The following is a 26,172-nucleotide window of genomic DNA, read 5'->3' on the forward strand; positions in this document are numbered from 1 at the left end:
GCGCGCACGGGGTTGCGAGGTGCGCACGGTGCGGACGGGAGGCGCGGTGCCGGTCGTGCGCCGTGCCTCCCGTCCGCACGGTGCCGGGTTTGCGGTCTGGTGCGGTGTTGCGTGCTGTGTGCGCGCTTGTAGCGCGGCACGGTGCGCGGAAGCGCGCACGGGGTTGCGAGGTGCGCACGGTGCGCTGACGCGCACACTCGGCCGCGCGTCAGCGACGCGACGCGATCAGCTCGTCCTCGATCTCGGCGTCGGTCTTCGGCTTCGCGTTCTTGCGGCGTTCGCGCTCCAGGGCGCGCTCGCGTTCCTCCGGGTCGTCCTGGTTGAGGTTCCGGTACTCCTGCACCATCACGTACGCCAGGAACCCGAAGCCCCCGGCGGCGAACAGGAACCACTGGACGAAGTAGCTCATGTGCAGGCCGGTGTCGGCGTTCGGACGCTCCCAGCCGAGCGGGCGTGCCTCCGTCGGGGCGGGGGACTCCGACGCGAGTTGACCGTAGGCACCCGTCCAGATCGGGTCGTCGACCTTGTCCGCGACGTCGGCCAGGGTGACCGACTGCACCTGGTCGGTGTCCTTCGGGTCCGAGCGGCCGGGGATGCGCGGTTCGCTCTCCTGCAGTCGGACGATCGCGGTGACCTCGCCGGACGGGGGAGCGGGCACGTGGTCGGGGGCGTCCTGCGTGTTGCCGGTCGGCACCCATCCGCGGTCGACGACGAAGGCGCGCCCCTCCGGCGTCACCAGCGGCGTCAGGACCTCGAACCCGGGCTGGCCGTTGTGCACGCGGTTGCGGACGAGCAACTGGGAGTCGACGTCGTACCGGCCGGTCACGGACACCCGGAGCCACTCCTGCTCGTCCTGCCAGCTCGACGCCTTCGGCAGCGCCTGGTCGAGCGGGACCGGGGTGTGGTCGTAGTTCTGGGCGACCTGCTCGTTCTGCCGGACGGCCTCGTTCCGGCGGTCCCACTGCCACATGCCGAACAACGCGCACACGATGGCGAAGGCCACGGCGATCGCGAAGTAGCCGAGCCAGCGACGGCTGCGGACGAACCGCCAGCCGACGAAGGGCTGGTTCGCGTGGCGACCGGACTCGCCCGACCCGGAGTCGTCAGCCGGGCCGGAACCAGCGGCGCGCTGCAGCTTGGCGGCGTGCTTGCGGCCGTAGCGCGACTGCGGGTCGAAGCCCTCGGTCATCGCGAGGTGCCGGTGGAGCGCACCCCGACGTCGTTCTTCGGCGTCGCGGTCGGGTCGCGCTCGTCGTCGAGGCGGTCCACGTCCTCGTGCATGCCCGTGACGCGCACGGGGAAGGATCGGGATCGCAGGTAGTCGGCCAGGAAGTCGCGGTGCTCCTCGCACGCCGCCCAGATCTTCACGCGGTCGATCGCGTGGATCCGGGGGTTGCGCCAGTTCACGCGCCAGCCGGCCGTCGAGGTACAACCGGCCCGTGAGCACACCGGGGTGGACCCGGGTTCGGTCTGCAGGTCGAACGTCGCACCCATCAGCGGGGTCCCCACATCTTCGATCGGTCGCCGTTGCGCTGCCACTCGTCCTGCGCGTGCTGCGCCTGCTGGCGGAGGCGGTCCTGCTCGTCGCGGTAGGCCTGGGCTCGGGCGTCCTCCTGCTGTTCGCGGAGACGCGGGTCGACGGCGTCGTAGAGCTCGATCGATCCGGCGGGGGAGATCATGTCGCTCTCGGTACGGCTGCCGGCGTTCGCGATGACGACGGCGACCCACGGGATCACCGCGGCGAGCACGATCGGGATGACCGCGAGCCACGAGTGCCAGATGGAGTAGACGAGCACGGCAGAGATGAACAGGACCACCCGGATCGCCATCTGCCACACGTAGCGGGACAGGCGGTGCGCCCGGTCCTGCTCCGGTGAATCCGGCAGCGAGGTGATGCTCGTGTGCGTGCTCTTCATACAGATGGTCTCCGTCTACCCGTGGTCAAGCCTAATCCCGCGTGGCCGATCGTGGGTCCGCCGCGCGCGAACCGGCGGGGTGGACTGCTCCGGTACGCTCGTCCGGGCGTGTCAGCCGGACCTCCGGCACGGCGCGCCGAGCAGATCCCACCGAACGGAGCGACCATGAGCACCCCCCGTACCGTCCTCATCACCGGCGGCAACCGCGGCATCGGCCACGCCTTGGCCGAGCGGTTCGTCGCAGCCGGCCACCGGGTCGCCGTGACGTCGCGCAGCGGGCAGGGCGGGCCAGAGGGTGCGCTGACGGTGCAGGCCGACATCACCGACACGGCCTCCGTCGACGCGGCGTTCACCCGGGTCGAGGCCGAGTTCGGACCGATCGAGGTGCTCGTCGCCAACGCCGGAATCACGAACGACCAGCTGCTCCTCCGCATGTCCGAGGACGACTTCACCAGCGTCGTCGACACGAACCTCACCGGCACCTTCCGCGTCGTGAAGCGGGCGACGAAGGGCATGATGAAGGCGAAGTTCGGCCGCATCGTGCTGATGTCGAGCGTCGTCGGCGCCTACGGCCAGATCGGGCAGGTCAACTACGCCTCGTCGAAGGCCGCCCTCGTCGGCATGGCCCGGTCGATCACCCGTGAGCTCGGTTCGCGCGGCATCACCGCGAACGTCGTCGCCCCCGGCTTCATCCAGACCGACATGACCGCCGCGCTCTCCGACGAGCTGCAGGCCGAGTTCAAGAAGGCGATCCCGGCCGCCCGCTACGGGACGGTGGACGACGTCGCCGACGCGACGCTGTTCCTGGCGAGCGACGGCGCCGGGTACGTCTCCGGCGCGATCATCCCCGTCGACGGCGGCCTCGGGATGGGGCACTAGGCGACGCTCGCCGACGTCGTTCCGCGCCCAGCGACACCTCACGGGCCTTCGTGCGCGTGAGGTGTCGCTGAGCGCGAAGAACCGGCGCGTCGGACGCTCGGAGCCGTCAGCCGCGCAGGCCGAGCGTCGCTAGGACAGCGGAGAGGTCACGGTCGACGACCGCGACGTCCGCCTGCTCCCGCACACGTGGCTTCGCGTCGAACGCCACCGACAGGGCGGCGACGCGCATCATCTCGAGGTCGTTGGCACCGTCGCCGATCGCGACGGTGCGCGACGGGTCGACCCCGTCGGCAGCCGCCCACTCGCGGAGCGCGACGGCCTTCGCGTGTGCGTCGACGACGTCGCCGAGCACCCGACCGGTCAGCACGCCGTCGGTGACCTCGAGGCGGTTCGCCCGGCAGTGGTCCAGGCCGAGTCGCGCGGCGAACGGGTCGAGCACCTCGTGGAACCCGCCGGACACGACACCGACGGTGCCGCCGGCGGCGTGCACGCCGCGGACGAGCTGGTCGGCGCCCCGCGTCACACGGACCGCCTGCTGCGCGCGCACGAAGACGTCGGTCTGGAGGCCCGCCAGGGTCGCGACACGCTCCCGGAGGCTCTCGGCGAAGTCGAGCTCCCCACGCATGGCGCGCTCCGTGATCGCCGCGACCTGTGGCCGGGTCCCGGCGCTGTCGGCGAGCAGCTCGATCACCTCGTCCTCGAGGAGGGTGGAATCAGCATCGAGGACGACGAGGAAGCGGGGCACGTACCAACGGTACCGATTGATGGTGGCACGGCCGCGTCCGTGACGCGAGCCGTGCCTCCAGTGTGTTCCCGGCTGTCGACGCTACGCGTCGACGCGGACGCCCTTGCCCACCACGGTGATGCCGGACTCGGTGACGGTGAAGCCGCGCGCCTCGTCGGCCTCGCGGTCGACGCCGACCTGCGCACCCGGTGCGAGGACGACGTCCTTGTCGAGGATGGCGCGGTTGACGATCGCCCCGGCGCCGATGGTGGCACGCTCGAACACGATCGAGTCGAGGACCTTGGCACCGGAGTCGATCGAGCACCAGGGCCCGATCATGCTGCGCTCGACCTGCGCACCCGACACCAGGCAGCCGAGTGAGACGAGTGAGTCCACCGTGGAACCGGTGTTGCCGCTCGCGTCGCGGACGAACTTCGCCGGCGGCAGGTTCGTCTGCTGGTTGAAGATCGGCCAGTCCTGGTTGTACAGGTTGAAGACCGGGACCGGGGCGATGAGGTCCATGTGGGCGTCGAAGAACGAGTCGATCGTCCCCACGTCGCGCCAGTAGTACTTGTCGCGGTCGGTGGAGCCGGGGACCTCGTTGCGCTGCAGGTCGTACACGCCGGCGTCGCCGCGGTTCACGAAGTCCGGCACGATGTCGCCGCCCATGTCGTGGGCCGAGGTCTCGAGCTGGCCGTCCCGCAGGACCGCGTCGACGAGGGCGTCGGCGTTGAACACGTAGTTGCCCATCGAGGCCAGGATCTCGCCGGGGGAGTCGGCCAGGCCGATGGCGTCCTTCGGCTTCTCGAGGAACGCGTCGATCTTGGTCGGGTCGTCCTCGGCCACCTGGATCACGCCGAACTGGTCGGCGAGTCCGATCGGCTGGCGGATCGCCGCCACCGTGGCGCTGCGGCCGGAGGCGATGTGCGCCTCGACCATCTGGTGGAAGTCCATCCGGTACACGTGGTCCGCGCCGACGACGACCACGATGTCGGGGCGTTCGTCGCGGAGCAGGTTGAGCGACTGCAGGATCGCGTCGGCCGAACCGGCGAACCAGCGCTTGCCGAGCCGCTGCTGCGCGGGGACGGACGCGACGTAGGAGCCGAGCAGCCCCTCCATGCGCCACGTCTCCGCGACGTGCCGGTCGAGACTGTGCGACTTGTACTGCGTCAGGACGACGATCTTCTGCAGACCGGAGTTGACCAGGTTCGACAGTGCGAAGTCGATGAGACGGAAGTTGCCGCCGAACGGGACGGCGGGCTTCGCGCGGTCGGCCGTGAGCGGCATGAGTCGTTTGCCTTCGCCGCCGGCGAGCACGATGCCGAAGACCTTCTTTGGTGCCATGCCGCTCACAGTAGGCGTCAGCACTGGGAACCGGTTACGTTGAACCAGTGCGAGTCGATCTGCTGACCAGGGAGTATCCGCCGGAGGTCTACGGCGGAGCGGGTGTCCACGTGTCCGAACTCACCGCCGCGTTGCGGTCGGGGACGGACACGGAAGTCCGTGTCCGGGCCTTCGGGGCCTTCCGTGACGAACCCGACGTGTGGGGCTACCGGACCCCGGACGGCCTCGGCCAGGCGAACGGCGCGCTGCAGGCGCTCGGCACCGACGTGGCCATCGCGGCCGACGTCGAAGGTGCCGACCTCGTGCACTCGCACACCTGGTACGCGAACTCCGCGGGCCGGATCGCGCAGCTGACCTACGGCATCCCCCACATCGTCACCGCCCACAGCCTCGAGCCCCTGCGCCCGTGGAAGGCCGAACAGCTCGGCGGCGGCTACCGCCTGTCCAGCTGGATGGAGCGCGAGGCGTTCGAACACGCCGACGGGGTCATCGCGGTCTCCAAGGCCATGCGCGCGGACATCCTGCGCTCGTACCCGTCGATCGACCCGGCGAAGGTGCACGTGGTCTACAACGGCATCGACATCGACGCGTGGAAGCCGACCGTCGACGAGGACGCCGTGCGCGCCCTCGGCATCGACCCGACGCGCCCGAGCGTCGTGTTCGTCGGACGCATCACCCGGCAGAAGGGCCTGCCGTACCTGCTCCGCGCGGTGGCGTCGCTGCCGTCGGACGTGCAGATCGTGCTGTGCGCCGGCGCGCCGGACACCCCCGAGATACTGGCCGAGGTCACCGAGCTCGTCGAGGGACTCCGCGCGGAACGCGAGGGCGTCGTCTGGATCGACCGGATGCTCGCGCACGAGGAGATCGTGAACGTGCTGTCCTCGGGCACCGTGTTCGTGTGCCCGTCGGTGTACGAGCCGCTCGGCATCGTGAACCTCGAGGCCATGGCGTGCGGCATCCCCGTCGTCGGCACCGGCACCGGTGGCATCCCCGAGGTCGTCGCCGACGGCCTCACCGGTCGGATCGTCCCGATCGACCAGGTGCAGGACGGCACCGGCACGCCGACCGACCCCGACCGCTTCGTGGCCGACCTCGCCGCGACCCTCACCGAGGTGCTCGCCGACGAGGGTCTCGCGAAGCTCATGGGGCGTGCCGGGCGGCTCCGTGTCGAGACCGAGTTCACCTGGGATGCGATCGCCACCAGGACACGGCACGTCTACGACCAGGTGCTCGGCCAGAACCCGTAGGCTGGTCGCATGCCCTCGGTCGTGCGCTTGTCAGACGTCTCCGTGGTCCGCAACGGGGCCACCATCCTCGACGCGATCTCGTGGGAGGTGCAGGACGACGAACGCTGGGTCGTGCTCGGTGCGAACGGTGCGGGCAAGACCACGCTGCTGCAGGTCGCCGGTGCCCAGACGTTCCCGACCTCGGGTGACGTCGAGGTGCTCGGCACCGAGCTCGGTGGCGCCGACCTGTTCGAGCTCCGTCCGCGCATCGGCTTCGCGTCGACCGCCCTGGCGCGGCGCATCCCGGTGACCGAGAAGGTCATCGACGTCGTGCTCACCGCGGCGTACTCGGTCACGGGTCGCTGGAACGAGGAGTACGAGGAGCTCGACGTCCGCCGCGCGCAGCGCGTGCTCGAGGAGTGGGGCCTGGGGTCCTTCACCGACCGCACGTTCGGCGAGCTGAGCGACGGCGAGCAGAAGCGCGTCCAGATCGCCCGTGCCGTGATGACCGACCCCGAGATCCTGTTCCTCGACGAACCGGCCGCGTCCCTCGACCTCGGCGCCCGCGAGAGCCTGGTCCGCACGCTCGGCGGGTACGCCCAGAGCGCGGACTCACCGGCCATCGTCATCGTGACCCACCACGTCGAGGAGATCCCGGCCGGGTTCACGCACGCGCTCGTCCTCGCCGACGGCCACGTGCAGGCCGCCGGTCCGATCGACGAGGTCCTCACCGACCAGACCCTGACCGAGGCGTTCGGCATCGACCTCTCGGTCACCAAGGACGCCGGTCGCTACACGGCACGCGCCGCGTAGCGCTGCGATCCCGCCGTCTCTCTGGTATCGTGGACGGCTGGCGCAAGCCGACGACTTCCCGCGCAGTTCGCGCAATCCCACCACCGCTATCGAGGAATCTCCATGAAGACCGACACCCACCCCGAGTACCGCGCCATCGTCTTCCGCGACCTGGCTTCCGGTGAGACGTTCCTGACGCGTTCGACCGCGAACAGCAACAAGACCATCGAGCTCGACGGTGCGACCTACCCGGTCATCGACGTCGAGATCTCGTCCGCTTCGCACCCGTTCTACACGGGCAAGCAGCGCATCCTCGACTCGGCCGGTCGCGTCGAGAAGTTCAACCAGCGCTTCAAGGGCTTCAGCAAGTAAGCAGCCCCGCAGCACGGAACGGGCGGTCCTCCTTCGGGAGGGCCGCCCGTTCGCGTTGTGCAGCCAGCGTCCTGACCGCAAGACACCGGTGTCCGTGCGTCGAACCGCGGTCTGCGGGTGTTCAACGCGCGAATACCGGTGTCTTGCGAAGACGGGCAGCGCGAGGGGTCAGGCGCCGTTGCGGTGGGGCCAGCGGCCGTCGGCGATGAACGAGGGGTCGCGCTTCTTGCGCATGTAGTCCTGGAACGAGGTGGCCTGCTCGGCACACCAGCCGACCTGCTTGCGGTGCAGCTCTTCGGCGGAGATGCCGAGCTCGTCGGGGTACTTGCCGGCGATGGCCTGAGCGACACGCCCGGCAGCGATCGCGTCGGCACCGGCGTCGTGCGCGTCGTCGAGGGTGACCCCGTACAGCTCGGACGCTGCCTCGAGCGTGCGCTTGCCCTTGCGGAACGTGTCGAGCGCCTTGTCGATCACCAGAGGGTCCACGACGTTGCCGATGACGGGTGAGGCGAACCCGTGTCGCTTGGCTTCGCGGTCGAGCACGGTGAGGTCGTACGGGGCGTTGTAGATCACCAGGGGGATGCCGCGGGCGAACACGGCCTCGATCGCGGCGATGATCTCGGCCACGACCTCGGCCGCAGGACGCCCTTCGGCCTGGGCTCGCTCGGTGGTGTACCCGTGCACCGCCGCTGCGCCCTCGGGGATCGGGACACCGGGGTCGGCGATCCACGCGCCCTCGACGATGGAGGCCCCGGTCATGTCGATGAGGCCGACGTGGGCCGTGACGATGCGGGCCGTCTCGACGTCGACCCCGGTGGTCTCGAGGTCGAAGACCCCCAGAGCGTGCCACCAGGGGCGGCCCGTGAGGTCCTGGGACGGAGCGGGCGCGTCGAGCTGTGCTGTGGGGAACGTCACGCGGTCAGGCTAACGGGACGCACCGACACCCCCGACTACCGGGTCGGCGCGCCGACGTGCAGCCAGTAGAACGACTGCGTGCCCATGGTGAGTGTGACGTTGCCGTCCTCGTCGAACGACGGGAACGAGCCGCCGCCGAACAGGTCGTACAGCGGCCGCCCCGCGAACTCCGGAGCGGACACCGTGACCGAGGTCGGGTTCGTCGCGAACGAGAACACGCACAGGACGTCCTCGGCGGAGGGGCCGAACTGTTGGCCGGAACCCTCCCACGAGCGGACGAAGGCGAGCACGGAGTCGTTCGAGGTCTCCTGCACGTGCAGCGTGCCGAGCCCGAACACCGGGTGCGCCTTGCGCGTGTGGATGACGTTGCGGACCCAGTGCAGCAGCGAGCGCGACTGGGCCAGCTGCGCCTCGACGTTGACCTGCGCGTAGTTGTAGACGAGCGACTGGACGACCGGCAGGTAGAGCTTGCCCGGGTCGGCGGTGGAGAAGCCCGCGTTCCGGTCCGGCGTCCACTGCATCGGCGTGCGCGACGAGTCGCGGTCCGGCAGCCAGATGTTGTCGCCCATCCCGATCTCGTCGCCGTAGTACAGGAACGGCGAGCCCGGCAGCGAGAACAGCAGCGCGTGGATGAGCTCGAGCTCGGCGCGCGAGTTGTCGAGCAGGGGAGCGAGGCGTCGGCGGATACCGATGTTCGAGCGCATCCGCGGGTCGTATCCGTACCAGCCGTACATCGCCTGGCGGTACTCCTCGCTCACCATCTCGAGCGTGAGCTCGTCGTGGTTGCGCAGGAAGACGCCCCACGCCGCGCTGGCCGGAACGTCGAGGGTCTCGGACAGGATCGCCTTGAGCTCGGCGGCGTGCTGGGCACGGAGCGAGTAGAAGATGCGGGGCATCACCGGGAAGTCGAACGCCATGTGGCACTCGGGCTCCTCGTCGGTGCCGAAGAACGCCGCCGTTTCGCGCGGCCACTGGTTGGCCTCGGCCAGGAGCACGCGGCCGGGGTACTCGTCGTCGACCATCGCGCGGAGCTTCTTGATGAACTCGTGGGTCTCCGGCTCGCCCTCGCCGTTGCCCTCTTCCGACTCGAACAGGTACGGGATCGCGTCGAGCCGGAGCCCGTCCACGCCCATGTCGAGCCAGTGCCGGACGACGTCGTAGATCGCCTCGATGACGGCGGGGTTCTCGAAGTTCAGGTCGGGCTGGTGCGAGAAGAACCGGTGGAAGAAGAACTGGCGCCGGACCGGGTCGAAGGTCCAGTTGGACTCCTCGGTGTCGACGAAGATGATGCGGATGTTCGAGTAGTCCTCGTCGGTGTCCCGCCACACGTAGAAGTCGCCGTAGGGGCCGTCCGGGTCCTCGCGGGACTGCTGGAACCACTCGTGCTGGTCGCTGGTGTGGTTGATCACCATGTCGATCACGATGCGCATGTTCCGCTCGTGCGACTTCGTGACGAGCTCGCGGAAGTCGTCGAGCGTGCCGAACTCGGGCAGGATCGCGCGGTAGTCGGCGATGTCGTAGCCGCCGTCGCGCATCGGTGACTGGAAGAACGGCGGGAGCCACAGGGCGTCCACACCGAGCCACTGGAGGTAGTCGAGCTTGCCGATGACGCCCTGGATGTCCCCGATGCCGTCTCCGTTGGAGTCGACGAACGACCGGATCATGCACTCGTAGAAGACCGAGCGCTTGTACCACTGCGGGTCGAGCGTCAGGCCGGGCAGCTGGATCGGGGCTGTGAAGGTCACCGTGCTCCTCGTCGAAGGTCCACGGACCGGTCGACGGCCCGCCCCGGACACGATAGGCGCGAGATGCTGCGGGTGTCCGGGTTTTCGTGCGGTTGGCTCCCTAGACTGGCGCGGATGCAACCGCCCGTGCTCTCCCCGTACCAGTCGCTGATGGCCGCAACCCCGGTCGTGCACCGGGCCGTCCAGGTCGACGGCCGGACCACCCACTACTGGGTCTACGGGCCTGAGGACTCGGATCGCACGGTCCTCGCGGTGCACGGGTTCCGCGGCGACCACCACGGGCTCGAGACGATCGCCGCGCACCTCGAGGGCGTCCGGGTGATCGTGCCGGACCTGCCCGGCTTCGGCGTGTCCGATCCGCTGCCGGTGTCCGACATCGACGCGTACGTGGCCTGGCTCACCGGCTTCCACGCCGCGCTCGGGCTCGGGCGCGACACGGTCGTGCTCGGCCACTCGTTCGGGTCGATCGTGGTGTCGGCCACCGTCGCCGCCGGACTCGACACCCGGCTGCTCGTGCTGGTCAACCCGATCGCCGCCCCGGCCCTGCAGGGTCCGCGCGCCGTCGGCACCGCGATCGCCATCGGGTACTACCGCGCCGGCGCTGTGCTGCCGAAGCCGATCGGGCTCGGGATCCTGCGGAACGCCGCGATCGTCCGGGCGATGAGCATCGCGATGCTCAAGTCGAACGACCCCGCGATGCGACGGTGGGTGCACGACCAGCACGACCGCTACTTCTCGGCCTTCGCGAACCGGACGAGCGTGCTCGAGGCCTTCCGGACGTCCGTCACCCACGACGTGTCCGAGTACGCCGACCGCATCGGCGTGCCGGTGCTGCTCATCGCGGCCGAGCACGACGACATCACCGCGGTCCCCGAGCAGCGCGCGCTGGCCGAGCGGCTGCGCGACGCCGAGCTCGTCGTGATCCCGGGCGTCGGACACCTCGTCCACTACGAGACGCCGGCGTCGGCCGCGGCGGCGGTGCTCCGCCGGATGGCAGACACCCCCGGACGTGCCGGACGCCCTGGACGCGGCGTGGCTGCCAGCGGGAGCCGGTCGTCCGGGGCGGGGCGGGCCTCCCGGAAGGCGGACGCGTCGTGACGCGCCTGCGCATCGGCATCGACTGCCGGTACGTCCGGATCGGCCGGCACGACGGCATCAGCCGGTTCACCGCCGGGGTCGCGGCGCACCTGCCGGACCGGCACGAGTACGTGCTGCTCGTCAGTGACGAGCGCCAGCTCGAGTCGCTGCCGCGTGGGCTGCCGTGGGAGCTGCTGCCCGCGCCGACGGACGCGGGGGAGCCCCTCGTCGCCCGGCGCGTCAACCGTCTGGGGCTCGACGCGGTGTTCTCGCCGATGCAGACGATGGGCTCGCGGGGGCGCGGGTACGCCCTCGTCCTGACGCTGCACGACCTGATCTACTACCGCAACCGCACGCCCCCGCGGGACTTCTCGTGGCCGCTGCGACTCGGCTGGCGGGCGTTCCACCTGTCGTGGGTGCCACAGCGGTTCCTGCTGAACGGTGCCGACGCGGTCGTGACCGTGTCGGAGACGACCGCCGGGCTGATCGCCGAGCACCGGCTCACGAAGCGTCCGGTGACGGTCGCCCACAACGCTGCGGACCCGGCGTCGCCGCGGGTGTCCGGCGGGCGGCGCGAACGCTCCCTCGTCTACATGGGCTCCTTCATGCCGTACAAGAACGTCGAGACCCTGGCGGCAGCGCTGCCGCTGCTCGGTGCGGACTGGACGCTGCACTGCATGTCGCGGGTGTCCGACGCCGACCGGGCTCGGCTCGAGGGACTCGCACCCGCCGGGACGATCGTGTTCCACGACGGGGCCACCGACGACGAGTACCTGTCGGTGCTCCGTTCGGCCACGGCGTTGGCGACGGCGTCGTACGACGAGGGGTTCGGCATCCCGCTGGTCGAGGCGATGGGGGTCGGGACGCCCGTCGTGGTGAGCGACATCCCCATCTTCCGGGAGATCGGCGGCTCCGCTGCGGAGTACTTCGACCCGGACTCGCCGTCCGCCGTCGCCGCTGCCGTGCGGCGGGTCGAGGAGCGGTGGGACGAGGCTTCGCGGCAGTCGCTCGAGCGTGCCGCGCGGTTCCGGTGGCAGGACTCGGCGGAGCAGGTCGTCCGGGCCGTCGAGCGGGCCGTGGCGGACCGGCGGGCCCGGGCGCGGGGCCGCCGCCGCAGCCTGGCGGACCGTCAGGCGTAGGCGCGGTGCCGCGGCCGCTCGCCTACTCGGGCGCGAGCACCTGCACGTCGGCGCCCGGGAACACCTTCTGCGTCTCCTCGGTCACCCGCGCGACGATGGGCGGCACCGCGGCGCCCCGTCCCGGCGTCCGCGCGACGACCGCCTGGTCACCGTCGTCGTCCGATGCGTCGCCGCCGCGCTCCCACGAGCAGCGGACCTCGGTGACCCCGCCGATGCGGTCGAGGGCGTCAGCCAGTGCCAGGCGCTTCGCCGCGACGGCGCCGGCCCCGGTGACGCCCACCTCGAGGTTGCCGAGGTCGGCGATGGCGACGACCCGGACTCCGTTGCCACCGGCCTCGTCGGCTGCGCGGCTGATCGCCGCGACCAGGTCACGACGGGCGCCGCGGTCGAGCGTCGGCTCGGCGCGGACGGTGGCGACGGCGTCGTAGCTCGCGAACGCGGTCTTCGATGCGGCGTGGTGCCGTACCCCGAGGACCCCGGGCAGGTCGGCGACCCGGTCGTCGAACCGGTCGAGCGCGACGTCCGGGTTGGGGAAGACCCCGCCGATGCCGTTCTGGACGCTCCCGATGATCGAACCGAGCACGACGGCGATGACCGCGGCGACGGCCAGGGTGCTGGCACCGATCACGAACCACGTCCGGGTGCGGAGCCGGGTCGGGACGCTCGCCGTCTCCGGTCCGAACACGCGGTCCAGGTCGTCTGCCTGCTGCTCCGGGGCACGCCGACCGTACCGGTCGGTTCCGTCGTCGGACATGTCGCTCCCCTCACACGCGTGTGCGGGCTGGTCGGGTCCGTCGGAGCCTAGTCCCTGGTCAGGCCCGGCGTTCGAGCGGGTTCTGGTACTCGAAGGCCGAACCACCGGTGACCTCGGAGACGTCGTCGATCGGGTCGTCGAACCGGACGAGTTCGGCGTGGAAGCGTTCCGGGTCCCAGCGGAACGAGTGGATCGAGCCGTTCCGGATCGGGGTGTGGCGGCGGTCGGCGGTGCCCGGCGCTGCGGCGTTCACGACACTGCGGATCACGGCACCGTGTGTCGCGACCACGACGACGCCCGCGTCGAAGCGCACCGCGATCTCGCCGAGCGTCTCGGTGACGCGGGCGAGCAGGGCGGAGCGGGATTCGCGACCGGGGATGTCGTCGTGCGGGTAGCGCGCCGACACCTCGTCGTCGGTGAGCCCCTCGGCCTCGCCGTAGGAGCGCTCGGCGAGCCCCGGGTACGTCGTCGGCACGTCGAGCCCCAGACGATCGGCGATGATCGCCCCCGTCTCGGCCGCGCGCGAGAGCGGCGACGCGACGACGGCGTCGAAGTGTCTTCGCGCCAGGAGTTCGGCGGCCTCGGCGGCCTGCCGTCGTCCGGTGTCGTTGAGCGGGATGTCGGTGGAACCCTGGATGCGGCGCTGCGCGTTCCAGTCGGTCTCGCCGTGGCGGACGAGGTACAGGAGGGTCGTCACCTGACGATCTTCGCAGACGCGCCCCGCGCGCCCGTCCGGCGGACGTGACCCGCGCGCCCGTCCGACACGACCCGCGCGCCAGTCCGACGCGACCCGCGCGCCCGTCCAGCCGATGCGACCGGCTAGTCGGCGGATGCCACCGCGCTGAGTCGCTCCGCCAGGTGCACGAGCGTCTCGGTGGTGCCGGCGTCGATCTTCACGGCCGCGCGACGGTCGCTCCGGGTCTCGCCACGGTTCACGATGACGACGGGGTTCTTGCGCCGGGCGGCGTGGTCGACCAGGCGCACGCCGGAGTTCACGGTGAGGGACGACCCCACCACGAGCAGCGCATCGGCATCCGCCACGATCGACACCGCCTCACGGAACTTCTCGGCCGGCACGAACTCGCCGAAGAACACGACGTCGGGCTTGAGGTCGCCGCCGCACACCGAGCACGCCGGCACGACGAACCGTTCGACGTCGGTGATCTCGACGTCGCCGTCGGGCTGGAGCTGCACCGATCCGGGCTCGTCGATCCAGGGGTTCGCCCGGTCGATGGTGGCGGCGAGGTCGGAGCGGGAGAAGACCTGTCCGCAGGTCAGACAGACCGCGCGGTCCATCGACCCGTGGATCTCCACGACCCGGCGGGACCCGGCGCGCAGGTGCAGGCCGTCGACGTTCTGCGTGATGACGCCGGCGACGATCCCGGCGTCCTCGAGGGCGGCGAGCGCCCGGTGCCCGTCGTTCGGCACGGCCGCTGCGAAGCTCCGCCAACCCAGGTGCGATCCGGCCCAGTAGCGCTGGCGCTTGGCGGGGTCGGCCAGGAACTCCTGGAAGGTCATCGGCTTCCGCACCACGCGACCGGCGCCGCGGTAGTCCGGGATGCCGGAGTCGGTGCTCAGACCGGCTCCGGAGAGCACGGCGATGCGCTTGCCCGCGAGCACCTCGACGACGCGGTCGAGGTCGTCGGCGGTCGAGGTCGCAGCATCATCCAGCATCCTGTTCACGGTACCCTCAACACCCGACCGCCCCGGGCACTTCCCGAACCGGCCGAACCGGCCGAACCGGCCGAACCGGCCGAACCGGCCGAACCGGCCGTGCCGCCGAGCCGGCCGTGCCGCCGCGCACCGGCCGAACCGGCCAGCCACCACCCGCACCACACCGAAACGAGCCCCGTGCACCCCGTCCGCATCGACTCCCTCGACGACCCGCGCCTCGACGACTTCGCCCGGCTCACCGACGTGGCGCTCCGCCGCGTCTCCGAGCCCGAGGGTGGCCTGTACATCGCCGAGTCGAACACGGTCATCGAGCGTGCTGTCCGCGCCGGGCACGTGCCGCGGAGCATCCTGGTGCAGGAGAAGTGGCTCGACAGCGTCCTGCCCCTGGTCGCTGACCACGACGGCCCCGTGTTCGTCGGTGCCGACGCCCTGCTCGAGGAACTCACCGGCTTCCGCATGCACCGCGGGGCGATCGCCGCGATGCAGCGCCCCGAGCTGCCGAGCGTCGCCGACGTGGTGCGGGACGCGAAAGTCGTCGTCGTGCTCGAGGACATCGTCGACCACACGAACGTCGGCGCCGTGTTCCGGAGCGTCGCCGGCCTCGGTGCCGACGCCGTGCTCGTCAGTCCGCGCTGTGCGGACCCGCTCTACCGCCGCAGCGTCCGGGTGAGCATGGGCACGGTGCTGCAGGTGCCGTGGACCCGCATCGGCGACTGGCCCGCGGCGGGCGAGGAACTCCGCGAGCAGGGCTTCCACCTCGCCGCGATGGCGCTGACCGACGACTCGATCGACCTCGACGCCTTCGTGGCGGACCTGCCCGACAAGGTCGCGCTCGTGATGGGCACCGAGGGACAGGGGCTGACACCGGCCGCGATCGCCTCGGCCGACACGACCGTCCGGATCCCGATGGCGCACGGCGTCGACTCGCTCAACGTCGCCGCGGCGAGCGCCGTTGGCCTGTGGGCGGTCACCCACGCCCGGCGGCTCGCCTCCTAGCGCACCACCGAGACCCTCGGGAGGCCCGGGGCGGCCTGGTCCGACAGCATCTGTCCGGCACGGATCACCAGGGCACGGTCGGTGGCCGGCCCGCCGACCAGGCAGACGCCGACGGGCGCGCCGTCCACGGTCAGCGCCGGTGCGCTCACCGCGGGCAGGCCGCCGATGCTCGCGAGCGCCGTCATCGCCGTGGTGGCGGTCCGGGTGCGCTCGAGCGCCGGGGCGTCGGCCCGGAGCAGCGGTGCGGGTCCCGGCACGGTCGGGAACAGCAGGGTCTGACCAGCGAGGGCACCGCGGATCGTCGCACGCACCTCGTCGAGGCGTGCCACGGCGTCGGCGGTCGCGGCGGGGTCGTTCGCTCGGGCCGCCGCGAAGCGGTCACCCACGACGGCGCTCAGGGCACCCGGGTGGGCGTCGATCCAGTCGCCGTGGGCAGCGAGGGCCTCGGCCGCCTGCACGAGTCGCATCTGCTCCTGCAACACTGCGGGCGCGGGGACGCCGAGGTCGGTCAGCCGGACGGTGGCGACGGGTTCGCCGAGCGTGTCGAGGAACGTGGTGAAGGCCCGGGCGACGTCCGGTTCGACGAGCGCGACCAGTTCCTCGGGGACGACGAGCACGGTCGTGTCGACCGCCGCTCCCGGCCCGGGCGGCGGGACGGTGGCGTCGAGGGCAGCGAGCAGGACCTCGGCGGTCCGGGTGAGCCAGCCGACGGTGTCGAACGACGGCGCCAGGGGGAGCAGCCCGTCGCGGGACACGGTGCCGTGGGTCGTCCGGAGGCCCCAGAGTCCCTGGTACGAGGCCGGGACCCGCACCGATCCCGCCGTGTCCGTGCCGATCCCGATCTCGGCCGTCCCGAGGCCGACGGCCGATGCGGAGCCGCTGGACGAGCCTCCAGGCAGTCGGGTGGGAGCCGCGCTGTTCGGCGGCGTGCCGTGGTGCGCGTTCCGGCCCGTCAGGTTGTAGGCGAACTCGTCGGTGCGCGCGATCCCGCGGATCGATGCGCCGGCGGCGAGGAGCGCGGCGACCGCTGCGGCGGGCGCGGCCTCGACCGGTGCCTCGCGCAGGTGGGTCGGGTTGCCGGCACCGATCGGCTGGCCGGGGACGGCGTAGAGGTCCTTGACGGCGACGCTCAGGCCGTCGAGCGGCCCTGCGGCGGTGGGGGCGACGAGCGGATCGCCGACGGCCCGCCAGACGGTGGTGTCGACGGCCTTCGGACGGCCCGTGACGTGGGCCGCTTCGATGCGCCAGCCGGTGTCGCCGTCGCGGCGCCAGAGCTGGGTCTGGAGGCCCTGCCCACCCGCGGCGAACCGGGACACCGACACGACGAGGGCGCGGTCCTCGGTCAGGGGGCGGACCTCGACGTGCGTCAGCGACCGGGTCGCGACCCCACCCCGTGCCCCGCGGAACGCGCTGATCGCGTCGTGCCCGACGAGCAGGCCGCGGTCGCCGCCGCGCATCGTGCCGGGGGAGTCGACGAAGGCGGCGTCGAGGGCGTTGAGGTCGTTCGCCAGCAGGGCGGTCTCGTAGGCGTCGAGGGCCTCGAGCAGGCCTTCGGGCACGGCGTCGGGCGCGGCCGACGCTGGGGGCGTGGTCATCGGGCGGGCTCCTCGAAGTCGGCCTTGCGGATGCGGGCATGGACACCGGTGACCAGGTCCACCACCTGCGAGATGTTGAAGTCGGTCGCGGCGGACAGGTACGCGTACGCCAGGTGGCGTTCCATGCCCCAGCGCGCGCCGAGGATCGCGACGGCGTGCCGGACGCACTGCCGGACGGCCTCGTCGAGGTCGGGGTCCATGCCGGTGGGCACGAGGAACTCCTGCGTCTCGGCGACGGGCCAGACCAGGTCCCCGAAGCGCGCGGTGGCCTCGGCGGCCGGGGTCAGGTCGAAGCGGATCGTGGCGCGGAGCGAGGCCTCCATCGCGGTGAGCGCAACCTCGCCGTCGCCCTGGGCGAAGTGCGGGTCGCCGACGTGGGCGAGCGCGCCCGGGACGAGCACCGGCAGGTGCAGCTGTGCGCCGGCCTGCAGCAGGTTGACGTCGATGTTGCCGCCGTGGCGACCGGGCGGGACGGAGTGCAGTCGCTCCCCGGGGGTGGCGACGCCCATGATCCCGAGGAACGGGGCGAGGGGGAAGTGTGCGAAGCGGTCGCCGGCGGCGGTGAGCGGGATGCGGCCCCGCCGGCCCTGGTCGGTGTCCACGACGTCGGCGAAGACGCTCACCGTCGTGCCGTCGACCGGGAACTCGCCGTGCAGGGCGCCGCGTCCGTGCCGGTTCGACACGACGCCGTAGTGCACCCGGGGCAGGGTCTCGAGGATCGTCATCGTCAGCACGTCACCGGGACGGGCACCACGCACCGCGATCGGCCCGGACACCACGTGCGGTCCGTCCGACGCGGGGTCGCGGTGGCCGGAGCGGGCGATCGCGACGGCGTCGGCGAGGACGTGTTCCGGAGCGACGCCGTGGTCGCCGAACCACGCCACGGGGTCGCTGCCCTGGTCGGGGAGGATCCCCTCGTGGCTGACGGTGTCGATGGTGACCGACTCGCCGGGGGCGATCGTCAGGGCCGGGATGTCGCCGTCGCTCGGCAGTCGGCCCCACAGGGCGGTCTCCGGGTCGACGGGCAGGGCGTGGTCGCCGCGGACGGGTCCGGCGCCGGGCTGCAGGGTCGCCACCGCGGGGGCGGTGGTCTCGTATGCGGTGGTCATCGGTCCGTCCTCCGTTCGACCAGGTGGGCCACGTCGGCGAGGTGGTCGGCCATCGCCCGCGTCGCGCCCTCGACGTCGTGCTCCCGGATCCGTTCGAGGATCCGCTCGTGCCACTCGAACGACGACCGACGCCCCTCGCTGGTGCTGTGCGAGCGGGCACGGACGTCCTGCACCCAACCGCTGCTGAGCTCGCACAGGGAGACGAGCAGGGGGTTGCCCGAGGTGCGGGCGACCTGCACGTGGAAGGCGACGTCCTGGGCGAGCGACTCCTCCGGGCTCAGGCCAGCGTGCGTCGCGGCGAGGATGCGTTCCAGGGTGAGCAGGTCGGCCTCGCCCGCCCGCGCCGCGGCGAGTCCGGCGACCTGCGGCTCCACGACGGTCCGGAACTCGGCGACGTGCTCGGCCCGGTGGTCCAGGTCGTCCCGGTGGTGGTCGAGCAGGGCGGACGCTTCCTCCGGCCGCGGCAGCACGACGGTGCCACGACCAGGGGTCCGGGAGACCAGGCGACGGCGCTCGAGCTCCTGCAGCGCCTCGCGGATGGTCGTGCGGGACACGGCGAGGTCCTCGGCGAGCGTGCGTTCGGGCGGCAGCTTGTCGCCGGGCTGCAGGTCGTCGAGCACGAGCGTGCCGAGGTGGGCGGCGGTCGCCGCGCTCAGGGTCCGTCCACGGTGCATGCCCTCGACCGTAGGGCCGGTTGGTCTGCTTGGTTCATTGGTACGACCATCTTTTACACGGCCGTCACACGCGGCGTCGGAACCCGAAACACGGCGGGCGAATGGTGGAGCACGTCCCATCCGCACCGACCGGAAGAGGGGTTCGACGTGGACCTGGTCCTCACCAACGCACGGCTGACCGACGGTCGATCCGTCGACGTCACCATCGCCGACGGCGTGATCGTCAGCGTGGCCGACGCGCTGCCCGGTCCGGGCTCGGCGCACGGCACCGTCACCGGCACCGGCACCGGCACCGGCACCGGCACCGTTGTTGCTTCCAGCCGCGTGGTCGACTGCGCCGGACGTGTGCTCATCCCCGGGCTCATCGAGGCACACCTGCACGTCGACAAGGCCCTGCTCGACCGGGAACGCCCGAACCCCGACGGCACCCTCGCCGGTGCCATCGCCGTCACGGGGGAGCTCAAGCGCGGCTTCACCCACGCCACCGTCCGCGACCGGGCCCGCACCCTGCTCGACCAGGCCATCACGAACGGCACCACGCTCGTCCGCGCACACCCCGACGTCGACCCGATCGTCGGGCTCACCGGCGTCGAGGTGCTGCTCGACCTGCGCGACGAGTACCGGGACGCCCTCGACCTGCAGATCGTCGCGTTCCCCCAGGAGGGCATCGCCAAGGCGCCGGGCACCCTCGCGCTGCTCCGTCAGGCGCTCGCCGCGGGAGCGGACGTCATCGGGGGCTGCACCTACAACGAGCACACCCTGGCCGCGTGCCACGAGCACGTCGAGACCGTCCTCGACCTCGCCGAGGAGTTCGGGGTGCCGGCCGACCTGCACGCCGACTTCGCCGACGACACCTCCGACCCGCGGTACGCCCTCGCCGGGCACATCGCCGACCGTGTGACCGCCCGCGGGCTGCAGGGGCGGGTGGCGCTCGGTCACGTGACCTCGGTCGCGAGCCTGCCCCGCGGCGAGCGCCGGGCGCTGTTCGACCGCCTGGCGGCCGCCGGGGTCGCCGTCGTGCCGCTGCCCGCGACCGACCTGCACCTCGGCGGCCGGTCCGACGACCACGACGTTCGGCGCGGGGTCGTCCCGGTCCGCGAACTCTGGGACGCCGGGGTCACGAGCGCCTACGCGTCGAACAACGTCCGGAACGCCTTCACCCCGTTCGGCAACGCCGACCTGCTCGACGTCGGGCTGCTCCTGGCGCAGACCGGGCACCTGTCCGGCCCGGACGACCTGCGACGGGTGCTCGCCATGGCGACCACCGGGGCGGCCGAGGTCGTCGGCGTCGCGGACACCCACGGCATCCGGCCCGGCGCCGCCGCCGACCTCGTGGTGCTCTCCACCACCGACCCGGACGGCGTCCTGCTCGACCGGCCGGACCGCGCCCTCGTCGTCAAGCGCGGCCGGGTCGTCGCCGAGACCACCCGGACCGTCCGTCTCACCACCAGCCGCACCACGAACCGATCGAAGGAACTCAGCCATGCGTGAACGGATCCCGCACGAGATCGTCGCCTCCGTCCTGGCCGGTGCCACGGCGTTCATCGGGGGCAATGCCCTGCACCTGCCGACCTGGGCGATCTTCATCAGCTGGGCGGGGATGTTCCTGCTCGGCAGCAAGCCGACGCTGCGGAACGCCACGCGCCTGTGGGCCGCGATGCCGATCGGCTCGGCGTTCGGCCTGGTCATCGTCCTGCTCGACCAGCGGTTCGGCACGCTGTTCGGCGAGGGGCAGGCGGCGCAGGACACCGTGCTGGCGCTGCTCATCCTCGTCGTGAACTGCGCCCTGATGTACACCGGTCGCACGAAGCTGTTCGGGCTCGTCCCCGGGATGTTCCTCGGGTTCGCCTCGTTCTTCGCGACCTGCTTCGGCGGCTTCGGGTTCGACCCGGGGAACGCCTGGGCCGCCTGGGTGTCGGTCGTGCTGATGAACGCGCTCGGGCCGGTGTTCGCGTACCTGTCCCGTCGCCTGACCTTCGCGCGACCCGAGACGGCCGACCCGGTCGAAACGGCCGACCCGGTCGAAACGGCCGACCCGGTCGTCGCGACCGACGCCGGCGGCGCAGCGGCCCCGGCTCCTGCTCCGGAACGGCAGCCCGACCAGCCCGTCGCAGCCTCGGCCTAGGAGCGGACCGGTACGCTCGGGCCTCGTGTCACGAGTCGTCCGCCGCCCCCGTTCCGCCGTCCGGAGGCCGGTGACGATCTCGGTGGTCGCCGTCCTCGTCCTGGTGGCCGGGTACCTCGTCGCCGCGGCCGTCGTGCCCTTCGGTCCGGCGAACGCCAGCACCACCACCTACTCGGCGCCGGAGACGACCGTCCCCGCGCTGAGCTTCCCGGGGTACGGCGCGACGGCAGTCGAGGCCACCGACTTCCCGGAGAGCCTGCGCACCAGCGGCGACACGGAGCCCCGGTCGATCGCGAGCATCACGAAGGTCGTCACGGCGCTCGTGGTGCTCGACGAGAAGCCGATGGCCGCGGGGGAGTCCGGCCCGTCGATCCGCTTCACGAAGCAGATGGAGGGCCTGTACGCCAAGTACGCGGCGCAGAACGGCGAGGTCGCGCCGATGCCGGCCGGGCTGAAGCTCACCGAGCACCAGACGTTCCAGGTGATGCTCATGAAGTCGGCGAACAACTACGCCGGCGCGCTCGCCATCTGGGCCTTCGGGTCGATCGCGGCGTACGAGCACGCGGCGAACGACTGGCTCGACGAGCACGGCCTGGACGACACCACGATCCACGAGCCGACCGGCCTCGATCCGGACAACACCTCGACGGCCACCGACCTCGTCGAGCTCGGACAGCTCGCGCTCGCGAACCCGGTGGTGAAGGACATCGTCGGTACCCAGGACGTCACGATCCCGACGGTCGGCGAGATCGAGAACTCGAACAAGCTCCTCGGACTCGACGGCATCGAGGGGATCAAGACCGGCACCCTCGACGAGGCCGGCGCCTGCCTGCTGTTCGCGGCGACGTACGAGCGCGGCGGGAAGGACGTCACCGTCGTCGGCGTGATGCTCGGCGGGGTCGACCACGACTCGCTCGACGTCGACGTGCAGCGGCTGCTGCGGTCCGTGGCGGACAACTTCCAGGTGGTCACACTCGCCCACCAGGGGCAGACCTTCGGCACCTTCTCGACCCCGTGGCAGGACGAGGCCGACGCGGTCACGACGAAGGCCGCCGAGGTCCTGGTGTGGGGGAAGACCACGGTCACCGCGAAGGCGACGCTCGAGCAGGTGACCTTCGGCACGAAGGGCGAGCGGGTCGGGCAGGTGCGGTTCCGGATCTCCGACCACGACCCGGTCACGGTGCCGCTCGTGCTCGAACGCACGATCGACGACCCCGGCGTCTGGTGGCGCTGGACGAACCCGTTCCAGGGGGCGTGACGTCCGTCGTCCGCCGACCGTAGAGTCGGTCGGGTGACGACGATGACGACGTTCCCCCGGACCACCCCCGCCGCCCTGGGCATCGATCCCGGTGGTGTGACCGCCCTGCTCGACGCCCTCGAGTCGACGCCCGCCGTGGAGCCGCACAGCATCATGCTGCTGCGGCACGGCCAGGTCGCGGCCGAGGGCTGGTGGCAGCCCTACGCCGCGGACCGCGTGCACCTGCTCTACTCGCTGAGCAAGAGCTTCACCGCCGCCGGGGTCGGCATCGCCGTCCGGGCGGGCCTGATCGACCTCGACGCGACCGTGCTGTCGTACTTCCCGGAGCTCGACGCCGACGTCACCGACGGACGCAGCCGCCGCATCCGCGTCCGGCACCTGCTCGCGATGGCGAGCGGCCACCGCGAGGAGACGATCGACCGCGCCGAGGCCCTCGACCCGACGAACACGGTGCGGGGGTTCCTGCTGCTCCCGCCGGACGAGGAGCCCGGCACGGTCTTCGCCTACAACCAGCCGTGCACGTACACCCTCGCCGAGATCGTCCGGCGGGTGACCGGCGGGTCCCTCGTCGCGTGGCTCCGCCCGCACCTGCTCGACCCGCTCGGCATCGACGACCTCGCCTGGCGGCGCGACGACACCGGCGCGGAGCTCGGCTACAGCGGGTGCTACGCGCCGACCGACGCGGTCGCCAAGCTCGGCCAGCTGTACCTGCAGGGCGGCGTCTGGGACGGCGAGCGGATCCTCGACGCCGACTGGGTCGAACAGGCCACGAGCACGCAGGTCGCCAACCCGGACGAGGGCAACCCGGACTGGTCGCAGGGGTACGGCTTCCAGTTCTGGATGGCCCGCCACGGTTTCCGCGGCGACGGCGCCTACGGTCAGTTCTGCGTCGTGCTGCCGGAGCAGGACGTCGTGCTCGCGATGACCGGACAGAGCCTCGACATGCAGGCGGTCCTCGACGCGGTCTGGGAGCACCTACTGCCCGCCGTCGACCGCCCGTCCGACGCGGGATCGGACACCGCCCTGGAGGCGCGGCTCGGCTCCCTGGGACTGCCCGCCGTGGTCGGTGGCCCGCTGCAGGGCCTCGCCGACGTCGGTCCGCTGGCGCGCGACGGCGACGGCGACGGCGACGGGTGGCGGCTCACGCTCCACGTCGACGGCGGCACGCTGTCGGTGCCCGTCGGGCAGGGCGAGTGGGCGGTCGAGGGGCCGCTCGCCGCGAGCGGTGCCGTCGCGGACGACGGGACGGTCCGCGTCGGCGTGCGGTTCGTCCAGACCCCGCACCTGGCGCACGTCCGGATCGACCCCGCGACGGGATCGACGACGACGAGCTGGCAGACCGAGCCGCTGCACGACGGACCGCTCACGCTGCGGCGCCCCGCCGACTGAGAGCCGCGGCCCTGCGGCCCGCGCCGCGTCTACGGGGTGTCGGAGGGGTGCTCGGTGACGATCTGCAGCTCGGGCCGCTTGGCGGACACCCCGTCGCCGGAGGAGGTGTGCTTGATGCGCCGGACGACCCACGGCACCAGGTACTCCTTCGCCCAGCCGAGGTCCTCGGCGCGGGCCTCGCGCCACGGTCGTGCCTCGAGGGGGTCCGGGTTGAACGGTTCGAGCCCGTGCGGCACCCCGAGGGTGTCGAGCACCGCGGCGGCGATCGTCGCGTGGCCCATCGGGGAGTGGTGCAGCCGGTCGGGGGCCCACATCCGCGGGTCCCGGAGCACGCGGAGTGCCCACGTGTTCGCCACCAGGGCGCCGTGCTTCAGGGCGATGGCGTGCAGGTTCTCGTTGTAGATCGCCGTCTTGCCGCGGACCATGCCGAGCACCGGGGTCATCCCGACGTCCGGGCCGGTGAACAGCACGACGGTCGCACCGTCGCGCCGCAGGTCGGCCACCATGCGGTCGACGCGCTCGGCGAGCTCGTCCGGGTCCGAGCCGGGGCGGATGATGTCGTTGCCGCCGGCGGACACCGTGATGAGATCAGGGTGCAGGGCGATGGCGGCCTCCACCTGCTCGTCGATGATCTGCTGCAGCAGCCGACCGCGGATCGCGAGGTTCGCGTAGGCGAAGTCGTCGGTCTGGTGCGCGAGCACCTCGGCCACACGGTCCGCCCAGCCGCGGTTGCCGCCCGGGACGGTGGGGTCGGGGTCGCCGATCCCCTCGGTGAACGAGTCACCGATCGCGACGTACCTGGTCCACGGATGACGATCTGACACGACCCGGACCCTAGTCTCGTGGCATGACGAAGGCCAACACGGATGCCGTCGGCTGGTCGGTGCCCGACGAGCTGCTCGACCGCATCGCCGAGCGCGCCCCCGGGTACGACGCCGCGAACGCGTTCTGCGCCGAGGACCTCGACGAGCTCCGCGCTGCCGGGTACCTGCGGATCGGAGTCCCGGTGTCACGGGGCGGGTCGGGACTCGGCCTCCGCGCCACGGCCCGGGTGCAGCAGACGCTCGCCCAGGCCGCGCCGGCGACGGCGCTCGGCCTCGGGATGCACCAGGTGTGGGTGCAGGCGGCGCGCGCCGTCACTGCGCGGGGCGAGTCGTTCCTCCAGGCCGTCACCGACCACGCTGCGGACGACCACCTGCTCGCCTTCGGGGTGAGTGAACCCGGCAACGACGCCGTGCTGTTCGACTCGACGACGACGGCGGAGCCGGACGGCGACGGCGGGTACCGGTTCACCGGGACGAAGGTCTTCACGTCCCTGGCACCGGCGTGGGACGTCATGAGCGTCTTCGGGAAGGACGCCTCGGGGCCGGAGCCACGGCTCGTGCACGGGTTCGTCCTGCGGTCGGACGGCGACGTCGAGCACCTGGACGACTGGGACACGCTCGGGATGCGGGCGACGCAGAGCCGCACCACGAAGCTGCACGGCGTGCACGTCCCCGCCGACCGCATCGCCCGGTCGCTGCCGGTCGGGCCGAACCAGGACCCGCTCGTGTTCGGCATCTTCGCGTCGTTCGAGCTCCTCATCGCGTCGGTGTACGCCGGGATCGCGGAGCGGGCGATCGCGCTCGCGGCGACCGCCGTGGCGGGTCGCACCGCGGCCGACGGAACCCCGCGGTCGCAGGACCCCGACGTGCGCCGGGCGATCGCCGACCTGCGCGGCGCGGTCGACGCGATCACGCTGCAGGTCGACTCGCTAGCGCGGTCGGTCGACGAGCTCGACGACCTCGGAGCCCGCTGGTTCCCGCTGCTCGTCGGGACCAAAGCGCGCGCGGTGGACACGGCGCAGCACGTCGTGGACGAGGCCGTGCGCGTCGTCGGCGGCTCGGCGTTCCGGTCGTCGAGCGAGCTGGCGCGGCTGGCGCGGGACGTCCGGGCGGGGCAGTACCACCCGTCGTCGCGCGACTCGGCGGCGCGGACGATCGCCGCGTCGGTGCTCGGCCCGCTCGGCTGAGCGCCGCGCGCCGCCTGCCGCGTGGTGCCTGCCGCCTCGTGCGAGGTTGGCGTGGCGGCGCACGGTGCGGAGTTCGTCGGCCGGTGCGAGCTTGCCCGCTCGGTGCTGCCCTGTGGCGCCGCACCGTGCAACCAACCCGGCACCGAGTTGCGAAGGGCGCACGGTGCGATGGGCGCGACGGCGTCGTGGCGTGGCGGCGCACGGTGCCGAGTCCGTCGGCCGGTGCGAGCTTGCCCGCTCGGTGCGGCCTTGTGGCGCCGCACCGTGCAACCAACTCGGCACCGAGTTGCGAAGGGCGCACGGTGCGATGGGCGCGACGGCGTCGTGGCGTGGCGGCGCACGGTGCGGAGTCCGTCGGCCGGTGCGAGCTTGCCCGCTCGGTGCGGCCTTGTGGCGCCGCACCGTGCAGCCAACTCGGCACCGAGTTGCGAAGGGCGCACGGTGCGGCGGCACAAGGC

The 26,172-nt window shown here is 72.0% G+C and carries 26 protein-coding genes; 12 read left to right on the forward strand and 14 right to left on the reverse strand.

All coding sequences use genetic code 11. The features are described 5' to 3' along the window. Positions 1-208: 208 nt before the first annotated feature. The 3 genes from KK097_RS16325 to KK097_RS16335 are packed head-to-tail and all read right to left on the reverse strand — an operon-like array spanning position 209 to position 1,916. Positions 209-1,189 (reverse strand): SURF1 family cytochrome oxidase biogenesis protein, encoded by a 981-nt coding sequence (locus KK097_RS16325; protein WP_214545457.1) that lies wholly within the window; start codon positions 1,187-1,189, stop codon positions 209-211. Next, positions 1,186-1,494: a hypothetical protein gene (locus tag KK097_RS16330; RefSeq protein WP_439647662.1), complete on the reverse strand. Its 309-nt coding sequence runs from the start codon at positions 1,492-1,494 to the stop codon at positions 1,186-1,188. Before KK097_RS16330 ends, KK097_RS16325 begins: the two co-directional genes overlap by 4 nt. Further along, positions 1,494-1,916, reverse strand: a complete 423-nt coding sequence (locus tag KK097_RS16335; protein WP_214529726.1) for a DUF3099 domain-containing protein — start codon at positions 1,914-1,916, stop codon at positions 1,494-1,496. The genes KK097_RS16330 and KK097_RS16335 overlap by 1 nt, the downstream gene beginning before the upstream one ends. Positions 1,917-2,081: 165 nt before the next feature. Between KK097_RS16335 and fabG the strand changes: the two genes are divergently transcribed. Beyond that, a complete protein-coding gene (gene fabG, locus KK097_RS16340; RefSeq protein WP_214545458.1) occupies positions 2,082-2,795 on the forward strand; it encodes a 3-oxoacyl-ACP reductase FabG in 714 nt (237 codons plus the stop codon). A 106-nt stretch (positions 2,796-2,901) separates the two neighbouring features. On the opposite strand, the gene serB is transcribed toward fabG, so the two are convergent. Continuing rightward, a complete protein-coding gene (gene serB / locus KK097_RS16345; protein ID WP_214529724.1) occupies positions 2,902-3,540 on the reverse strand; it encodes a phosphoserine phosphatase SerB in 639 nt (212 codons plus the stop codon). Between the two features lie 81 nt (positions 3,541-3,621). Then, positions 3,622-4,863 (reverse strand): glucose-1-phosphate adenylyltransferase, encoded by a 1,242-nt coding sequence (locus KK097_RS16350; RefSeq protein WP_214529723.1) that lies wholly within the window; start codon positions 4,861-4,863, stop codon positions 3,622-3,624. A 47-nt stretch (positions 4,864-4,910) separates the two neighbouring features. Here KK097_RS16350 and glgA point away from each other — a divergent pair, with 47 nt between their 5' ends. The 3 genes from glgA (at position 4,911) to KK097_RS16365 (ending at position 7,253) form a co-directional block, all read left to right on the forward strand. Beyond that, the gene (gene glgA / locus KK097_RS16355) at positions 4,911-6,110 is read left to right on the forward strand and encodes a glycogen synthase (RefSeq protein ID WP_214529722.1); all 1,200 of its coding nucleotides are present in this window, start codon (positions 4,911-4,913) and stop codon (positions 6,108-6,110) included. A 9-nt stretch (positions 6,111-6,119) separates the two neighbouring features. Further along, positions 6,120-6,902 carry an ABC transporter ATP-binding protein gene (locus tag KK097_RS16360; RefSeq protein ID WP_214529721.1) on the forward strand — a complete coding sequence of 261 codons (783 nt, stop codon included), beginning with the start codon at positions 6,120-6,122 and terminating at the stop codon, positions 6,900-6,902. Positions 6,903-7,004: 102 nt separating this feature from the next. Then, the gene (locus tag KK097_RS16365; RefSeq protein WP_214529720.1) at positions 7,005-7,253 is read left to right on the forward strand and encodes a type B 50S ribosomal protein L31; all 249 of its coding nucleotides are present in this window, start codon (positions 7,005-7,007) and stop codon (positions 7,251-7,253) included. A 168-nt stretch (positions 7,254-7,421) separates the two neighbouring features. Here the strand turns inward: KK097_RS16365 and KK097_RS16370 are convergent, their stop codons facing one another. Together KK097_RS16370 and treS are read right to left on the reverse strand one after the other, a co-directional pair. Beyond that, a complete protein-coding gene (locus KK097_RS16370; RefSeq protein WP_214529719.1) occupies positions 7,422-8,168 on the reverse strand; it encodes a 3'-5' exonuclease in 747 nt (248 codons plus the stop codon). Between the two features lie 35 nt (positions 8,169-8,203). Beyond that, positions 8,204-9,913, reverse strand: a complete 1,710-nt coding sequence (treS, locus tag KK097_RS16375; RefSeq protein ID WP_214545459.1) for a maltose alpha-D-glucosyltransferase — start codon at positions 9,911-9,913, stop codon at positions 8,204-8,206. Positions 9,914-10,027: 114 nt separating this feature from the next. Here treS and KK097_RS16380 point away from each other — a divergent pair, with 114 nt between their 5' ends. Beyond that, positions 10,028-11,011: an alpha/beta fold hydrolase gene (locus KK097_RS16380; RefSeq protein ID WP_250896842.1), complete on the forward strand. Its 984-nt coding sequence runs from the start codon at positions 10,028-10,030 to the stop codon at positions 11,009-11,011. A 5-nt stretch (positions 11,012-11,016) separates the two neighbouring features. Further along, a complete protein-coding gene (locus KK097_RS16385; RefSeq protein WP_214545467.1) occupies positions 11,017-12,129 on the forward strand; it encodes a glycosyltransferase family 4 protein in 1,113 nt (370 codons plus the stop codon). A gap of 22 nt (positions 12,130-12,151) precedes the next feature. On the opposite strand, the gene KK097_RS16390 is transcribed toward KK097_RS16385, so the two are convergent. From KK097_RS16390 to KK097_RS16400, 3 genes are all read right to left on the reverse strand, one after another. Further along, the gene (locus tag KK097_RS16390) at positions 12,152-12,883 is read right to left on the reverse strand and encodes a hypothetical protein (RefSeq protein WP_214529717.1); all 732 of its coding nucleotides are present in this window, start codon (positions 12,881-12,883) and stop codon (positions 12,152-12,154) included. Positions 12,884-12,941: 58 nt separating this feature from the next. Beyond that, positions 12,942-13,580, reverse strand: coding sequence for a histidine phosphatase family protein (locus KK097_RS16395; RefSeq protein ID WP_214529716.1), 639 nt, complete (start codon positions 13,578-13,580; stop codon positions 12,942-12,944). 122 nt (positions 13,581-13,702) lie between these two features. After that, entirely contained in the window at positions 13,703-14,557 is an 855-nt protein-coding gene (locus KK097_RS16400) for a Sir2 family NAD-dependent protein deacetylase (RefSeq protein ID WP_214545460.1), read from the reverse strand. Between the two features lie 177 nt (positions 14,558-14,734). Here KK097_RS16400 and KK097_RS16405 point away from each other — a divergent pair, with 177 nt between their 5' ends. After that, positions 14,735-15,553 carry a TrmH family RNA methyltransferase gene (locus KK097_RS16405; RefSeq protein WP_214529714.1) on the forward strand — a complete coding sequence of 273 codons (819 nt, stop codon included), beginning with the start codon at positions 14,735-14,737 and terminating at the stop codon, positions 15,551-15,553. Here the strand turns inward: KK097_RS16405 and KK097_RS16410 are convergent. Genes KK097_RS16410 through KK097_RS16420 form a run of 3 tightly spaced genes read right to left on the reverse strand, consistent with a single transcriptional unit; the run spans position 15,550 to position 18,931 of the window. Further along, positions 15,550-17,148, reverse strand: a complete 1,599-nt coding sequence (locus KK097_RS16410; RefSeq protein WP_214545461.1) for an AtzH-like domain-containing protein — start codon at positions 17,146-17,148, stop codon at positions 15,550-15,552. The genes KK097_RS16405 and KK097_RS16410 overlap by 4 nt on opposite strands. Beyond that, positions 17,145-18,257: an acetamidase/formamidase family protein gene (locus KK097_RS16415; protein ID WP_214545462.1), complete on the reverse strand. Its 1,113-nt coding sequence runs from the start codon at positions 18,255-18,257 to the stop codon at positions 17,145-17,147. The genes KK097_RS16410 and KK097_RS16415 overlap by 4 nt, the downstream gene beginning before the upstream one ends. Further along, positions 18,254-18,931 (reverse strand): FadR/GntR family transcriptional regulator, encoded by a 678-nt coding sequence (locus KK097_RS16420; RefSeq protein WP_214529711.1) that lies wholly within the window; start codon positions 18,929-18,931, stop codon positions 18,254-18,256. Before KK097_RS16420 ends, KK097_RS16415 begins: the two co-directional genes overlap by 4 nt. A gap of 147 nt (positions 18,932-19,078) precedes the next feature. On the opposite strand from KK097_RS16420, the gene KK097_RS16425 reads away from it, so the two are divergent. From KK097_RS16425 to KK097_RS16440, 4 genes are read left to right on the forward strand one after another with little or no spacing between them, the layout of a single operon-like run. Then, positions 19,079-20,422, forward strand: coding sequence for an amidohydrolase family protein (locus KK097_RS16425; RefSeq protein WP_214545463.1), 1,344 nt, complete (start codon positions 19,079-19,081; stop codon positions 20,420-20,422). Further along, entirely contained in the window at positions 20,415-21,056 is a 642-nt protein-coding gene (locus tag KK097_RS16430; RefSeq protein WP_214545464.1) for a DUF1097 domain-containing protein, read from the forward strand. Before KK097_RS16425 ends, KK097_RS16430 begins: the two co-directional genes overlap by 8 nt. A gap of 25 nt (positions 21,057-21,081) precedes the next feature. Further along, a complete protein-coding gene (locus KK097_RS16435) occupies positions 21,082-22,314 on the forward strand; it encodes a D-alanyl-D-alanine carboxypeptidase family protein (protein ID WP_214529708.1) in 1,233 nt (410 codons plus the stop codon). A gap of 42 nt (positions 22,315-22,356) precedes the next feature. Then, positions 22,357-23,703 (forward strand): serine hydrolase domain-containing protein, encoded by a 1,347-nt coding sequence (locus KK097_RS16440; RefSeq protein WP_250896845.1) that lies wholly within the window; start codon positions 22,357-22,359, stop codon positions 23,701-23,703. 29 nt (positions 23,704-23,732) lie between these two features. Here the strand turns inward: KK097_RS16440 and KK097_RS16445 are convergent, their stop codons facing one another. Next, positions 23,733-24,527 (reverse strand): SGNH/GDSL hydrolase family protein, encoded by a 795-nt coding sequence (locus KK097_RS16445; RefSeq protein ID WP_214529706.1) that lies wholly within the window; start codon positions 24,525-24,527, stop codon positions 23,733-23,735. A gap of 23 nt (positions 24,528-24,550) precedes the next feature. On the opposite strand from KK097_RS16445, the gene KK097_RS16450 reads away from it, so the two are divergent. Then, complete coding sequence (locus tag KK097_RS16450) at positions 24,551-25,714, forward strand: acyl-CoA dehydrogenase family protein (RefSeq protein ID WP_214545466.1); 1,164 nt, start codon at positions 24,551-24,553, stop codon at positions 25,712-25,714. Positions 25,715-26,172: the final 458 nt, after the last annotated feature.

This window comes from Curtobacterium flaccumfaciens, from assembly GCF_018598405.1.
In the GTDB taxonomy this organism is placed as follows: Bacteria; Actinomycetota; Actinomycetes; order Actinomycetales; family Microbacteriaceae; genus Curtobacterium; species Curtobacterium aurantiacum.

Coding starts and splice junctions, on each gene's coding strand:
- KK097_RS16360 (WP_214529721.1), top strand. CDS start 6,120: ATGCCCTCGGTCGTGCGCTTGTCAGACGTCTCCGTGGTCCGCAACGGG.
- KK097_RS16410 (WP_214545461.1), bottom strand. CDS start 17,148: ATGACCACGCCCCCAGCGTCGGCCGCGCCCGACGCCGTGCCCGAAGGC.
- KK097_RS16440 (WP_250896845.1), top strand. CDS start 22,357: ATGACGACGTTCCCCCGGACCACCCCCGCCGCCCTGGGCATCGATCCC.
- KK097_RS16365 (WP_214529720.1), top strand. CDS start 7,005: ATGAAGACCGACACCCACCCCGAGTACCGCGCCATCGTCTTCCGCGAC.
- KK097_RS16420 (WP_214529711.1), bottom strand. CDS start 18,931: ATGCACCGTGGACGGACCCTGAGCGCGGCGACCGCCGCCCACCTCGGC.
- KK097_RS16330 (WP_439647662.1), bottom strand. CDS start 1,494: ATGGGTGCGACGTTCGACCTGCAGACCGAACCCGGGTCCACCCCGGTG.
- fabG (WP_214545458.1), top strand. CDS start 2,082: ATGAGCACCCCCCGTACCGTCCTCATCACCGGCGGCAACCGCGGCATC.
- KK097_RS16390 (WP_214529717.1), bottom strand. CDS start 12,883: ATGTCCGACGACGGAACCGACCGGTACGGTCGGCGTGCCCCGGAGCAG.
- KK097_RS16400 (WP_214545460.1), bottom strand. CDS start 14,557: ATGCTGGATGATGCTGCGACCTCGACCGCCGACGACCTCGACCGCGTC.
- KK097_RS16335 (WP_214529726.1), bottom strand. CDS start 1,916: ATGAAGAGCACGCACACGAGCATCACCTCGCTGCCGGATTCACCGGAG.
- KK097_RS16325 (WP_214545457.1), bottom strand. CDS start 1,189: ATGACCGAGGGCTTCGACCCGCAGTCGCGCTACGGCCGCAAGCACGCC.
- KK097_RS16430 (WP_214545464.1), top strand. CDS start 20,415: ATGCGTGAACGGATCCCGCACGAGATCGTCGCCTCCGTCCTGGCCGGT.
- KK097_RS16415 (WP_214545462.1), bottom strand. CDS start 18,257: ATGACCACCGCATACGAGACCACCGCCCCCGCGGTGGCGACCCTGCAG.
- KK097_RS16380 (WP_250896842.1), top strand. CDS start 10,028: ATGCAACCGCCCGTGCTCTCCCCGTACCAGTCGCTGATGGCCGCAACC.
- KK097_RS16350 (WP_214529723.1), bottom strand. CDS start 4,863: ATGGCACCAAAGAAGGTCTTCGGCATCGTGCTCGCCGGCGGCGAAGGC.
- KK097_RS16450 (WP_214545466.1), top strand. CDS start 24,551: ATGACGAAGGCCAACACGGATGCCGTCGGCTGGTCGGTGCCCGACGAG.